Origin of the sequence: Vreelandella sedimenti (assembly GCF_013416325.1) — a bacterium.
In the GTDB taxonomy this organism is placed as follows: domain Bacteria; phylum Pseudomonadota; class Gammaproteobacteria; order Pseudomonadales; family Halomonadaceae; genus Vreelandella; species Vreelandella sedimenti.
The window spans coordinates 102,398-115,502 of the sequence record NZ_JACCGK010000006.1; the positions used below are offsets into that span (position 1 = coordinate 102,398).

The 13,105-nt window shown below is 56.5% G+C and carries 16 protein-coding genes; 11 read left to right on the forward strand and 5 right to left on the reverse strand.

The features are described 5' to 3' along the window. Nucleotides 1-129: 129 nt before the first annotated feature. The 11 genes from ftsB (at nucleotide 130) to lpxL (ending at nucleotide 9,626) form a co-directional block, all read left to right on the forward strand. A complete protein-coding gene (gene ftsB, locus HZU72_RS08175) occupies nucleotides 130-468 on the forward strand; it encodes a cell division protein FtsB (RefSeq protein ID WP_180091338.1) in 339 nt (112 codons plus the stop codon). Between the two features lie 44 nt (nucleotides 469-512). Beyond that, nucleotides 513-1,154: a 2-C-methyl-D-erythritol 4-phosphate cytidylyltransferase gene (ispD, locus tag HZU72_RS08180; protein WP_235976045.1), complete on the forward strand. Its 642-nt coding sequence runs from the start codon at nucleotides 513-515 to the stop codon at nucleotides 1,152-1,154. A gap of 35 nt (nucleotides 1,155-1,189) precedes the next feature. Further along, entirely contained in the window at nucleotides 1,190-1,678 is a 489-nt protein-coding gene (gene ispF / locus HZU72_RS08185) for a 2-C-methyl-D-erythritol 2,4-cyclodiphosphate synthase (protein ID WP_208458005.1), read from the forward strand. Further along, entirely contained in the window at nucleotides 1,671-2,702 is a 1,032-nt protein-coding gene (truD, locus tag HZU72_RS08190; protein WP_180091340.1) for a tRNA pseudouridine(13) synthase TruD, read from the forward strand. Before ispF ends, truD begins: the two co-directional genes overlap by 8 nt. A 169-nt stretch (nucleotides 2,703-2,871) precedes the next feature. Further along, entirely contained in the window at nucleotides 2,872-3,618 is a 747-nt protein-coding gene (gene surE, locus HZU72_RS08195) for a 5'/3'-nucleotidase SurE (RefSeq protein WP_180091341.1), read from the forward strand. Next, complete coding sequence (locus HZU72_RS08200; protein ID WP_180091342.1) at nucleotides 3,605-4,282, forward strand: protein-L-isoaspartate(D-aspartate) O-methyltransferase; 678 nt, start codon at nucleotides 3,605-3,607, stop codon at nucleotides 4,280-4,282. The genes surE and HZU72_RS08200 overlap by 14 nt, the downstream gene beginning before the upstream one ends. Then, on the forward strand, nucleotides 4,279-5,238 hold the full coding sequence (locus tag HZU72_RS08205; protein WP_180091343.1) for a DUF368 domain-containing protein: 960 nt from the start codon (nucleotides 4,279-4,281) through the stop codon (nucleotides 5,236-5,238). The genes HZU72_RS08200 and HZU72_RS08205 overlap by 4 nt, the downstream gene beginning before the upstream one ends. Nucleotides 5,239-5,244: 6 nt before the next feature. After that, nucleotides 5,245-6,324: a peptidoglycan DD-metalloendopeptidase family protein gene (locus HZU72_RS08210; protein WP_180091344.1), complete on the forward strand. Its 1,080-nt coding sequence runs from the start codon at nucleotides 5,245-5,247 to the stop codon at nucleotides 6,322-6,324. A 165-nt stretch (nucleotides 6,325-6,489) separates the two neighbouring features. Next, on the forward strand, nucleotides 6,490-7,464 hold the full coding sequence (gene rpoS / locus HZU72_RS08215) for an RNA polymerase sigma factor RpoS (RefSeq protein WP_180091345.1): 975 nt from the start codon (nucleotides 6,490-6,492) through the stop codon (nucleotides 7,462-7,464). Nucleotides 7,465-7,598: 134 nt separating this feature from the next. Continuing rightward, nucleotides 7,599-8,699 (forward strand): alanine racemase, encoded by a 1,101-nt coding sequence (alr, locus tag HZU72_RS08220; RefSeq protein ID WP_180091346.1) that lies wholly within the window; start codon nucleotides 7,599-7,601, stop codon nucleotides 8,697-8,699. Nucleotides 8,700-8,711: 12 nt separating this feature from the next. After that, the gene (lpxL, locus tag HZU72_RS08225; protein WP_180091347.1) at nucleotides 8,712-9,626 is read left to right on the forward strand and encodes an LpxL/LpxP family Kdo(2)-lipid IV(A) lauroyl/palmitoleoyl acyltransferase; all 915 of its coding nucleotides are present in this window, start codon (nucleotides 8,712-8,714) and stop codon (nucleotides 9,624-9,626) included. 85 nt (nucleotides 9,627-9,711) lie between these two features. On the opposite strand, the gene speD is transcribed toward lpxL, so the two are convergent. The 5 genes from speD to HZU72_RS08250 all read right to left on the reverse strand — a co-directional run bounded on the left by speD (nucleotide 9,712) and on the right by HZU72_RS08250 (nucleotide 13,104). Next, a complete protein-coding gene (gene speD, locus HZU72_RS08230) occupies nucleotides 9,712-10,506 on the reverse strand; it encodes an adenosylmethionine decarboxylase (protein ID WP_022522363.1) in 795 nt (264 codons plus the stop codon). After that, nucleotides 10,503-10,931 (reverse strand): OsmC family protein, encoded by a 429-nt coding sequence (locus HZU72_RS08235; RefSeq protein WP_180091348.1) that lies wholly within the window; start codon nucleotides 10,929-10,931, stop codon nucleotides 10,503-10,505. The genes speD and HZU72_RS08235 overlap by 4 nt, the downstream gene beginning before the upstream one ends. Nucleotides 10,932-11,002: 71 nt before the next feature. Next, the gene (locus tag HZU72_RS08240; RefSeq protein ID WP_180091349.1) at nucleotides 11,003-11,425 is read right to left on the reverse strand and encodes a gamma-glutamylcyclotransferase family protein; all 423 of its coding nucleotides are present in this window, start codon (nucleotides 11,423-11,425) and stop codon (nucleotides 11,003-11,005) included. Between the two features lie 3 nt (nucleotides 11,426-11,428). Then, nucleotides 11,429-12,097 (reverse strand): N-acetylmuramate alpha-1-phosphate uridylyltransferase MurU, encoded by a 669-nt coding sequence (gene murU / locus HZU72_RS08245; protein ID WP_180091350.1) that lies wholly within the window; start codon nucleotides 12,095-12,097, stop codon nucleotides 11,429-11,431. Next, the gene (locus HZU72_RS08250) at nucleotides 12,094-13,104 is read right to left on the reverse strand and encodes an aminoglycoside phosphotransferase family protein (RefSeq protein WP_180091351.1); all 1,011 of its coding nucleotides are present in this window, start codon (nucleotides 13,102-13,104) and stop codon (nucleotides 12,094-12,096) included. The genes murU and HZU72_RS08250 overlap by 4 nt, the downstream gene beginning before the upstream one ends. Nucleotide 13,105 lies beyond the last annotated feature (1 nt).

The window sequence follows — 13,105 nt, forward strand, 5'->3', positions numbered from 1 at the left end:
TGCGGCTCGCTGGTGCTGCCCCTTAATGGCATAATACGCGCCGATAAGCACTTTTTAGTGAATCAACGCTGCTTTTGATCAAAACAGGGCTTTGAATAAATCCAGCCGATATTTCCAAGGAGTGCCGTGATGCGTAAATGGTTAGTGATGACATTGCTCGCTGTCTTGGCGCTGCTTCAGTACGAGCTGTGGTTGGGCAACGGCGGCTGGCACGATTTGCAGCAAGTGGAGCAGCGGGTCGCGGTGCAAGAGGCGGCCAATGTGCCCATGCGCGAGCGCAATGCGCGGCTGGCGGCCGAAGTGACGGATTTAAAAAACGGTTTAGACGCCATTGAGGAGCGGGCACGTAGCGATATGGGCATGGTGCGCACCGATGAGCAGTTCTTCTGGGTGCCTGGTGTAGCGATTGAGAATGAGCTTATCGGTATTAATGCGGGTCTGGTCGCTCCCCAGGAGCCGCCACAGTGAGTCAAATCTGGTTAATTGTTCCCGCGGCGGGTCAAGGGCGCCGTATGGGGGCCGATAAGCCCAAACAGTACTTAACCTTGGCCAATGAGCAACCAGTGTTGGCACATACCTTGGCACGCCTTCATAGCGCCTTTCCTAGCGCCCGCTTGGTGCTCTGTTTAGATGCCGATGACCGCTGGTTCTCACCCCGCTGGGTGCCTTTTACTGACTGGCAGCGCGTGACCGGGGGCAATGAGCGAATGGATAGCGTCTTAAATGCCCTGCACGCAATGGCTGCCGATGATAATGACGTAGTGATGGTGCATGATGTGGCCCGCCCCTGTATCACTGTGGATGATCTTCAGGCGCTGTACCAAGCTGCCGCGACCCACCCCGCAGGCGCGCTTTTGGCGATGCCGGTGGCGGATACCATGAAGCGTGCTGATGATCAGTGCCAAAGCGCGCGAACCGAACCGCGGGATGACTTGTGGCACGCGCTAACGCCTCAAGGGTTTCGCTATGCGCTACTGCGGCGAGCCTTAGAAACCGCCCGCCAGCAGAGAACCTTGGTAACCGATGAAGCCTCGGCGGTTGAAGCCTTGGGCGAATGCCCACAGTTGGTAAGCGGACGGCGCGACAACCTGAAAATTACTCACCCGGATGACTTAGCGCTGGCAGCCGCGATTATGGCGGCACAAACCCGCTAACACGCCTGACAGGCTTTAATCACTAGGAGCTTATAATGCGTATCGGCCACGGATTCGATGTACACCGCTTCGGCCCCGGCGATCATTTGATGATCGGCGGCGTTAAGCTGCCGTTTGAACACGGTTTCGTAGCCCACTCCGACGGCGATGTACTGCTTCACGCAATTAGCGATGCACTGTTGGGCGCCTGTGCGCTGGGTGATATTGGCCGCCACTTCCCCGATACTGACCCGGCGTGGGCGGGGGCTGATAGCCGCGAGCTGCTGCGTCATGTAGTCACGCTAATTCAAGGTCAGGGCTATGGGGTGGTCAATATCGACGCCACGCTAATGGCTCAAGCACCTAAAATGGCACCGCATATTGAGGCAATGCGAGAAGTCATTGCTGCCGATCTAGGCGTCGCGCTTGGTCAAGTCAACGTTAAAGCCACCACCACCGAACGATTAGGTTTCACTGGGCGCGGTGAAGGTATTGCCGCGGAGGCGGTGGTGCTGCTTAACCGTGCTGAGGCGCTTAATGATTAATATGCCTGAGTGGCAGCGCTGTCTCGATGCACAGTTCGGTTCTCCCAAACCGGGCCAGTATCGTGCCCAGCCGGAAGATTTTTGGGTCGACGAGCAGCTGGATTTTACCCCTGAAGCATACGGGGAACATCTGTGGTTGCGAGTTGAAAAGCGTAATCAAACCACGTTAGATGTCGTCAATACATTAAGTCGGCTTTGTGGCGTAACGCCCCGTGATATTGGTTACTCCGGCATGAAAGACCGCATTGCCGTCACGCGCCAGTGGCTGAGCGTGCATCTGCCCGGCCGTGACGCGCCCCCGGAGCTTGAGCAGTCGCTTAATGCGCTGGGGATCACTGTCGTTGAGCAGGCGCGCCACCCACGTAAGCTGAAGCGTGGCGTTCACCGCACTAACCGTTTTGTATTGCGCCTGAGCGGTGAGGCCATTGAAAACGAAGATTTTGTCAGCCGCTGGGAAGCCCTTTGTCAGCATGGCGTGCCTAACTATTTTGGCCCCCAGCGCTTTGGGCCCGAAGGACGTAATCTTCAGCGTGCCGAAGCATTACTTAACCGAGGTTGGCGAAAACGCGACGATCGCCAGGGTATGATGCTCTCCACGGCGCGCAGTTTTTTGTTTAACGAATTGCTCAGCGCGCGCATTGCGGATGGCACCTGGTCGCAGCCGCTGGCGGGAGACACGTTGATGTTGGACGGCACCCAAAGTGTGTTTCGTATCGATGCCTCCGACCATACGCTTCAGGCCCGCGCCGTTGAACTGGATGTGCATCCCACTGGGGTGCTTTGGGGCGTTGGTGAAGCTGGCCAGGGCGACGCTGCTGGCTATGAAGCCCGTTTGCTGGAGCACTACCCTGGGCTATGCAGTGGCTTACAACGCAGCGGAGTAAAGCAGGCGCGCCGTGCACTTCGTATGCGGCTGCTGGAACCTCAGTATGCCAGGGAGCCAGGCGCTGCCCGGCTTTCGTTTTCGCTGCCGCGGGGCAGTTTTGCCACCGCCGTGCTGGGTGAGCTGATGTTAGCGAACTGATTTAGCTATTAGATTTGAGATTAGCATACAGAAAAGTTAGTAAAAGAGAGGGATATGAGCGGCCGCGTTTCGTGCATATGCTTTTGTGCTCACGTCTCTTGTGGCTATAACTCTTGGCTTACGACTCTTGTGCTTATAACTTTTGTGTTTAAGAACAGGGAGACCCACTATGCGGCGACTGCTGCTTTCCAATGATGATGGTGTGCACGCGCCTGGACTGCGTGCGCTGCACGATGCGCTGTTGGCCCATGCCAATATTCGTGTAGTGGCGCCTGATCGAGACCGCAGCGGTGCTAGCAACTCGCTTACTCTGTCACGGCCTCTCTCGTTGACGCCTCTGGATAACGGCTTTTATAGCGTCGATGGCACACCCGCGGACTGCGTCTATTTGGGTGTTCACGGCGTATGGGATGAAAAACCCGATTTAGTCATCTCCGGCATCAATCACGGCAGTAACCTGGGTGATGACGTGCTCTATTCAGGCACTGTCGCGGCGGCAATGGAGGGGCGTAATTTAGGCATGACGGCGATTGCCATGTCGCTGTGCGGCGAGCGTCATTTCGCCACCGCTGCCAGGGTCGCTGCCACCTTGATTGGTGCTGCCGATCAGCTCTCACTTCCGCCGAGAACGCTGCTGAATGTCAATGTGCCCGATGTGCCCTGGGAGGAGATTAAAGGCGTAAAAGTGACCCGTTTAGGCTATCGTGGGCCAGCCGAGAAACCGTTAGCGGTAAAAGACCCACGGGGGCGTACGCGCTACTGGATTGCGCCGGTAGCGGCCAATGCCGATGACGGTGATGATACCGATTTTGCTGCCGTCGAGACGGGCTATGTGTCGATTACTCCCCTACAAACAGATCTAACGCGGCACCCCGCGCTTAACGATGTGCAGGAATGGTTGGATGTTTTTGCCTGATATCTCTCCAGGAGAGCTGCGCGGTCGCGGTATGACCTCCCAGCGTACCCGTGACCGCATGGTCGAGCGCCTCATGCAGCAGGGCATCAGCGATGCCCGGGTGCTGGAAGTCATGGCCAGAGAGCCGCGTCATCTATTTGTTGATGAAGCGCTGGCCCATCGCGCTTACGAAGATACCGCGCTACCGATTGGCTTTAGCCAAACGCTGTCGCAGCCGTTCATCGTGGCGCGCATGACGGAGCTTGTGCTGCGCGCCGAGCCGTGCAGGGTATTGGAACTGGGGACAGGGTCTGGCTATCAGACGTTAATACTGTCGCGCTTGATCGAAGAGCTCTACTCCATTGAGCGCATCAGTGCGCTACACGAGCGTGCGGCGGAGCGGTTAAGACGGCTAGCAGCACCTGCCAGACTAGCGGTGGCAGACGGCGGCTATGGTTGGCCAGACGTTGCGCCGTTTGACGTTATTTTGCTAACTGCCTGTGCCCAGACGCTACCCACACCGCTACTAGAGCAATTGAGCCACGACGGGGTGCTGATTGCTCCGTTGGAAGAGCCCGATGGCAACCAGTGGCTTACTCAGGTAAAGCGCATTGGCAGTGCCTTTGAAAAACGTCGGCTTGAGCCCGTGCGTTTTGTACCCTTACTGCAAGGAGTAGTGGATTGAAGCGGCAACCCTTGGGAATATTTTTACGAGGCGCAGGGATGGGCGCCGCCGACGCGGTGCCCGGCGTGTCGGGAGGAACGATTGCATTTATTAGCGGTATTTATGAAGAGCTGATCAATACGATCAAACAGTTTGGCCCCGGTGCCATCGGCGCTTGGCACCGCGGTGGCTGGGGGGCTCTTAGCAATCATTTGAATCTCGCCTTTCTGGTGCCGCTATTGGCGGGGGTCGCGGTTAGCCTGTTTAGCGTAGCGCATTTAGCGCTTTGGTTGATGGAAGCGCACCCGCTGCTGCTGGATGGCTTCTTTTTTGGCCTGGTGGCAGCCTCTGCTCTGGTGGTCGGGCAGGCGAGTAACGGCTGGAAGCTGTGGTATCTATTGCCGCTACTGGTGGGACTAGTGCTCGCCCAGGCGTTACCGGGCATGATGCCGCTGGTGTTATTAATTGGTAATGAAGCGCTGGTAGTCATGGTGGCAGGCAGCATCGCGATTAGCGCCATGCTGCTACCGGGCGTGTCAGGTAGCTTTCTATTGCTGACTATGGGCCTCTACGGCACCATTATGGGCGCAATTCGCAGTTTGGATCTGGGCATTATCGTGCTATTTGGCATGGGCTGCATAGTCGGCTTAGCGCTGTTTTCACGGCTGCTGTCCTGGCTGTTACGGCGCCACCATACTCCAACGATGCAACTGCTATTGGGGTTTATTGTCGGTTCGCTGCCGGTTCTCTGGCCATGGCGCGAGCTGTTACGCTACCAAATCGGGCCAGAAGGGCAAATGATTCCTCTGGAGTACCGCTATTTATTGCCCGCTGACTATGCCGTGTTGACCGGCGCTTCGGCACAAGTGGCCGGTGTTGTTGCGCTAATGGCCGTGGGTGCCCTCATTGTCGTGTTACTCAACCGGCATGCGGATCGTCGGCCAATCGATACCCAGCTTGGCGCTGAAAAGGAGTAGGTTTGAATGCGTAAAGGTCATATACCTAAAGTACTCATGATGTCGGCGCTGGCCTTAGCCATTGCTGGCTGTGCCAGCCAGCAAGGCGGAAGCCCTCAGGTGCGCGATTTAAGCCAAGCACGCCAGGCGGTGGAAAACTCGCCCCAGTATACGGTGAAAGCGGGCGATACCTTGTATGGCATTGCTTGGCAGCACAATTTGGATTATCGCCAGCTCGCGGCAATCAATAACATCGATCCGCCCTACCAAATTCGGCCGGGGCAAACGATTGCACTGCGTGAAGGCGCTGCGTCGGCATCCACGGCCAGTAACCAACCCACGACGAATACCTCAAGTGGCGCAGTGGCGACCGGGCTGAGCCCACAGACGGCCTCAGTGGCCGGTGACGACCAGGAGTTGGATTGGCTACTGCCCGATGAATCTGCGATTCAACGTAACCAGCGCCTTACCGCTGAACGCAATGCAGCGGAGCAAGAGACTGATGAACCGTCCTCAACACCTCAGCCTGAAGTCGTCGCGGCGGCTGAGCCTGAGCCCGCCGAGCAACCTGAGCCACAGCCATCATCAGAACCCGAACAAGCTGAGCCCGAGCAAGCGCCGGCACCGCAGCCCGAAGCTGAGCCCGAACCACAGCCCGAACCACAGTCTGAAGCAGCGCCTGCCACACAAAGTGACAGCGTAGACCGCTCATCGCGTACCTATACGCCCGCCGAAAACATCGACTGGCAGTGGCCTGCCGATGGTAATGTGGTCGGGGCATTTGGTCAGGGTGATAGCATCACCGCTGGGATTGATATCGCTGGTGAAAAGGGGCAACCTGTTAAAGCGGCAGGCCCCGGTATTGTGGTCTATGCGGGCAGTGGCGTCAGGGGGTACGGCAACCTCATCCTTCTTAAGCACAACGATCAGTTCCTGAGTGCGTATGCTCATAACGACAGCTTACGGGTCAGTGAAAATGACGTAGTAGAGGCTGGTGAGGTGATTGCCACAATGGGGGATAGCGATGCTGAAAACGTCAGATTACACTTTGAAGTTCGCCGTGATGGGCAGCCGCAAGATCCCATGGACTTTCTGCCTTCTCGCTAATGCACTCACCGGGAGAGTGAGCAGTCAGCGCATAACTTGGACGTTGCCCGAATCGCAGCATTCGAGCGTCATATAACAATCGTCACATAACAATATGGTGTGCGTCCTAGAACGCACCCTTTGACTTTCTAAATGGCGGGTAGGCGACAAACGAGGGGTAAGGCCATGAGTATGTTGGAGAAAGATCTACAGGAGGTTGACCTGGACGCTGCTGAGGAGGCACTTGATGATACCGATGACGATGTCACGATAGAAGAAGATGCCTTCGAGAAAGCGCTAGGGCGTGAGGATCGTCAATCGACCCAAAGCTTGGATGCGACGCAAATCTACCTCAACGAAATCGGCTTTTCGCCACTGTTAACGCCAGAAGAGGAAGTTTACTACGGCCGCTTAGCGCGTAAAGGCGACCCCTTGGGTCGCTCACGAATGATTGAATCCAACCTGCGGCTGGTAGTGAAAATTGCCCGCCGCTACCTAAACCGCGGCTTGACGTTGCTGGATTTGATCGAAGAGGGCAATTTAGGTTTGATTCGCGCGGTAGAGAAGTTTGACCCCGAACGGGGCTTCCGTTTCTCGACCTACGCCACCTGGTGGATCCGTCAAACCATCGAGCGGGCGTTGATGAACCAGACGCGGACGATCCGCTTGCCCATTCATGTGGTCAAAGAGCTCAATATTTACCTGCGTGCGGCGCGTGAATTGACTCAAAAGTTTGACCATGAAGCCACCGCCGAAGAGATCGCTGATCACCTTGATAAACCGGTCGATGTGGTCAAAAAGATGCTCGGTCTTAATGAGCGCGTATCGTCTGTCGATTACCCCATGGGTGGTGAGAGTGATAAACCGCTGATCGATACATTGGCTGACGATGAAGTGCAGGGGCCTGAGGCGCGGCTAGTGGATGGTGACGTTAAAGAGCATGTGGATCTTTGGCTGGATGAGCTGAGCGAAAAACAGCGCGAAGTGGTTGTGCGCCGTTTTGGCTTACGCGGCCACGAGTCGGCCACCCTGGAAGAAGTGGGCGCCGAAATCGGTTTAACCCGCGAGCGAGTTCGCCAGATCCAGGTCGAAGCACTCAAAAAACTGCGCCGTTCGCTGGAAAAACAGGGCCTTTCTCTGGAAGCACTGTTTGAAACCTAAGTGAAGCTTAGGCGAACGTAAATCGCGTTATCTCTCTAAGCCGGGCGAGCGCCAGTGAGCGCTTACTCGGCTTTTTATTGCTGGCAGTTTTATTAATAAACTTTTATTGCTAAATCAGGTAAGTGAGAAAGCACATGCGCCCCCTTGTGGCCGATATTGATCTGGACGCGCTGCGTCACAACTATCAATTGGCGTGCCGCTGCGCGCCGCAAAGCCGCTCAGTGGCAGTTATCAAAGCCGATGGGTATGGGCATGGCGCACTGGCCTGCGCTCGGGCGCTGGAAAGTCAGGCTCCCGCGTTTGCCGTTGCCTGTATCGAAGAGGCCCTTACCCTGCGCCAAGGCGGCATTACCCAACCCATTATCCTGTTGGAAGGCATCTTTAGCGCCGACGAGCTGGCGCTGGTGGATTCCCACGGCTTCTGGATTACGGTGCACAGCCAATGGCAGGTCGATGCCCTGCTAGCCGCTTCTCCTAAAAAGCCAATTCCTGTCTGGTTGAAAGTTGACTCCGGCATGCATCGCCTGGGGTTTGCCATCGACGAGGCCGCCGCCATCTGGCGTCAGCTAAGTACCGCGCCAAGCGTGGCCTCGCTCCACCTTATGAGTCACTTTGCCAGCGCCGATTCCCGCGATAACCGCTACTTCAACCAGCAAATGACCCGGCTGGAAGGTCTTGCCAGTGAGCTGGCAGCGCCGCTGTGCCTGGCCAACTCACCGGCTACCCTGGCGTGGCCGGTGGCCCATGGTGACTGGAACCGGCCAGGTGTGATGCTCTACGGCAGCGACCCCTTGGAAGATGCCAACGAAATCACTCAGCAGCTGCAGCCGGTGATGACCCTGCGCTCGGAAATAATTGCCCTGAGGGAGCTGGAAGAGGGCGAGCCCGTGGGCTATAGCGGGCGCTGGCGCGCACCGCGGCGTTCACGCATTGCCGTGGTCGCCTGCGGCTACGGCGATGGCTATGACCGTCATGCTCGCGATGGCACGCCGGTACTGGTCAACGGCCAGCGCTGTGCGATTGCCGGGAAAGTCTCCATGGATATGTTGACCGTTGATGTGACGGACGTACCCGACGCTGCGATTGGAAGCGACGTTGTATTGTGGGGCAGGGCCAGCAACGGCGAGGTGCTGTCGGTGGATGAAGTGGCCCGCTACTGCGATACCATCAGCTATACGCTGCTAACAGGGGTACTGCCTCGGGCGCCGCGGCGTTATCATGGACGTTCTGCTTAAACGGTTGTTTGCATGTCGAAATCACGTTATCCGCGCTCATTCGCCCACCCGCGGTATTGGCCCACATGGCTGGCTATTGGTGCCATGTATATCGCTGCCTGGTTGCCTTGGCGATTAAAAATGGCCATTGGCAAAGGGCTTGGACTGCTCGCCTGGCGCTTTGCCAAACGGCGGCGCCATATTACCGAAACCAATATAGCGCTCTGTTTCCGCGAAAAGAGTCCCGAACAACAGTATCAGCTCGTCAAAGATACCTTTATTGCCAATGGCATTGGTCTGATTGAAACCGCAACCGGCTGGTGTCGCGATGGTGAAAGCCTGCGCCACCGGGTCGCTTACATCGGCGAAGAGCATATGGCCCTCGCCGAGGCCCGGGGTAAAGGCGTGATCATTGTGGGGGTTCACTTCTCTTCCCTCGATTTAGGGGGTGCCCTGCACGCGCTGTTTTTCTCTGCCGATGCGGTCTATCGACCGCATAATAACCCGCTGTTTGAGCGTTTTATGACCCGCGCCCGCGGGCGCAATTTTGGTGTTGCACTCGACCGTTATGACCTGCGCGGTGCGGTGCGTCAGCTCAAGGCTGGCCGTATGGTGTGGTACTCACCGGATCAGGATTTTGGCCGCGATGTGAGCGTATTTGCGCCGCTATTTGGCCAGCAGGCCGCGACTATTCGCTTAACGGCCAAGCTTGCGCGTATGACCGGCGCGTCGGTGGTGCCGATGATGTTTCACCGCAACCCGGATAACGCCACCTATACCATTGAAAGCCTGCCTGCCCTGAAAGGGTTTCCCAGCGGTGATGAAGTGGCCGATGCCACGCAGGTCAACCAGTTTATTGAGCTGGCCATTAGTAAGCACCCAGAGCAGTACCTCTGGCTACACCGACGTTTTAAGACTCGCCCTGAAGGCGAGCCAAGCGTTTATTAACCATTCGAGGAAGCCATAAAAAAGCCAGTTCATTATGAACTGGCTTTTTGGTGTCCTGGTGCTGCGTTGAGTCCAGTTTGGGGGCTTAATCCAGATTGCGGGAGTAGAAAATTTCCAGCATTTCTTTACGCAGACGGCCCTCGATATCCCGGGCTTCTTCAAAGGTAATATCGCGACGCGACGTGCCGAATAGGTAGTTATCCAGTTCGAAGTCTTTGAGCAGCATCTTGGTGTGGAACATGTTCTCCTGATACACGTTGACGTCCATCATCTGGTACGCATTCTTGGTGTCTTCAGCGAGGTAGTCTTGAATGGAAGTAATACCGTGATCGATAAACAGTTTTTTGCCATCCACATCGCGGGTAAAGCCACGCACCCGGTAATCCATGGTGACGATATCGGAGTCGAAGCTGTGGATCAGGTAGTTCAGCGCTTTTAATGGGCTGATATGACCACAGGTGGAGACATCGATATCCAGGCGGAAGGTGCTAATACCGTTGTCGGGGTGCGACTCGGGGTAGCTGTGCACCGTAACGTGGCTTTTATCCAGGTGGCCAACCACCGTCTCTGGTAGCGGGCCGGGACCTGGCTCAATTTGCTCAGGCGCCGCCTCATCAAGCTCATGTTCGGCAATCAAAATCGTCACGCTCGCGCCGTGGGGCTCGTAATCCTGACGGGCGATATTGAGAACATGGGCGCCGATGATATTGGTGACGTCTTTAAGAATCTGCGTCAAACGTTCGGCGTTATACAGCTCATCGATATAGTCGATGTAAGCCGCCGTCTGCTCTTCGGTTTTGGCATAACAGATATCGTAAATGTTGAAGCTCAGCGAGCTGGTCAGGTTGTTAAACCCGTGGAGTCGGAGATTGTCTGTCACGTCCGAGCCTCCTCAATAATCTCAAAGGAATGGGTGATCTCAACGCCGCCGTTAACGAGCATGATCGAGGCACTGCAGTATTTTTCAGCGGAGAGCTCAACCGCGCGGGCCACCTGTTTCTCTTTCAGCGCACGACCGGTCACCACGAAATGGACGTGGATCTTGGTAAAAACGGCGGGCACTTCATCGGCGCGTTGAGCATCTAGCTCAGCAACGCAGTCGGTCACATCGGCACGCGCTTTATCAAGAATATTCAAGATATCAAAAGCGGTGCAACTGCCCATGCCCATTAGCAGCATTTCCATTGGGCGAGGCCCTGTGTTACGACCGCCGTGGTCGGGCGGGCCGTCGATCACAACGCTGTGCCCGCTACCGGATTCCGCCACGAATTGGCGGCCTTCTGTCCATTTTACCCGTGCTTTCACGTTGCTCTCCTCATCTAGGCGACGAAAGGTAAGTCGCGCAGCATAACATTTCTTGGCCTGCGCGCCTCTTCTCAGCGCCGCTGTTGAACATTGCTAATGTTCGGCATGCGCCAGCCACCCTCATAAATGGCTGTTTTACCTGTCACACTCGGATTGTAAAGATAGACCCAGGCGAGGCCAAAACAGGTGGTTATCTGCTGGCGGTCATACTCACCCTCTGACGGCGCATCAATGCGGTAATCCTCTAGCCGGTCTAGCTGGGCCAAGTGGTCAATACTGATCTGATAGACTTCAATCGTCACCCCTTTTGACCGCTGCCATTTGGCGCCGGGGTAGGGGCCAATATCGTACAGCGTGAGCGCTGGGGTAACGTCGCTCCCGAGCAGAGTGGCTCCGTTTAGCCAGTAGGCATTGTTGAAACCTTGTTTGAGCGTGCCGTAGACCGCTACCCGTGGAGTGGTGGCGATCGCTTCACGTAAGTAGTGCGGATGCATAGGCTAACCCCTGTCGACCTGTAGCTGGCGTTCCAGCGCAGCCAGTCGTTCAGGGGTTCCGACGTCGACCCAATGCCCCTTATAGTGCTCGCCGCTTACCCGGTTGTTATCGATAGCAGTTCTCAGCAGTGGCGCCAAGGCAAAGGCGCCCTGGGGCTGCCCGGCGAGCACCTCAGGGTGAATCACGCTGATGCCTGAGTAGGTTAAACGCTGAGTGCTGGTTTGATTCACGCGCCTTCCTGCTAGTCCAAAATCCCCACTGGCGTGGTGAAAAGGGTTTTCTACCAGCATCAGGTGAGCCAGATCATCGCCTTGCAGCGCGTGCTGGGCAGGGAGCGCTGCGCACCAAACGTCGCCGTTAATCAACAGAAACGGCGCCTCGCCAAGCATCGGCAGCGCTTGCTGAATACCGCCTCCGGTTTCCAATGGTTCGGTTTCGCGACTCCAGTGAATGTGCAGTCCATAGGCGTCACCATCGCCGAGCGCTGCGATAATCTGCTCTGCACGGTAGCTGACATTGATGACGACCTCATGAATACCTGCCTGGCGAAGACGCGCCAGGTGGTGCACGATCAGCGGCTTGCCCGCCACGGGCAGCAGCGGCTTGGGGCAGTGGTCGGTGAGCGGGCGCATTCGCTTGCCTAGGCCTGCGGCTAAAATCATCGCTTTCATGACGGTATTTCCGCTAGTCGTTTCATAATGGCAGGCCGTAAGGTGAGTTGGAGCCACTCAGCGAACTCAGCCTGCTCGGTCAGAAACGAAAAACTATCTTCCAGATGATCCAGAAAGTGGGGTAAGCGCCCAAGATAGCCACTTTTTTGATCGCGCAGGGTTAAGCGGCAGAAAATCCCTAGCACTTTTAGTGAGCGCTGGGCGGCCATCGCGTGGCACTGGAGCAGAAAAGTGGCAAAATCGACACTGCTGGGCAGTCGGCCATCGTTGCGGGCCTGGTGATAAAAAACCTCGACAAAGCCTGCGAACTGCTCATTGCTAAAGCGGCAGTAGCGCCCCCGTAGCAGCGAGATCACATCGTAGCTGAGCGGTCCAGCCACGGCGTCCTGAAAGTCGATCATAAACAGGCGCTGATCGTGCATCATCAGGTTCATGGCATCAAAATCACGGTGCACAGTCACTACCGGCTGCGCTAAGGCATGCTGGATAAGCTGCTCACGAACGACGTGCCAGCTCTCTGGCGATGGCAGCGTTAACCAAGCGCTGAGACACCACTCTGGGAACAGATCGAGCTCGCGGCCCAACAACGCCGTATCATACGCGGGCAGCGAGTCTGGGCCTGCGCGATTTTGCAGCTCGGCGATCAGCGTGAGAGCCTGCTTATGGTAAGCCTGTGTGGTAGCGTCATCGCTAAACAAACACTGCAGGGGGGTGTTACCCAAGTCTTCAAGTAGCAGAAAGCCGTCCGCCAGGTTGGTGGCGTGCACCTTGGGTACCGGCAGTCCGGCGCTTCGCCAGCGCTTGGCAATGGTTACAAACGGCTGGGAGTCCTCTTGCTCAGGCGGGGCATCCATGACTACCTGGGTGGTGCCATCGGGTAGTGTGAGGCGAAAATAGCGCCGAAAACTTGCATCGCCCACGGCGGATGAAAGCGAAATATCGGTCTCAGAGAGACCGTTTTGTTGGGCGGCCCACATGGTGAGGGCGTTAATCCGATATGAGAACATG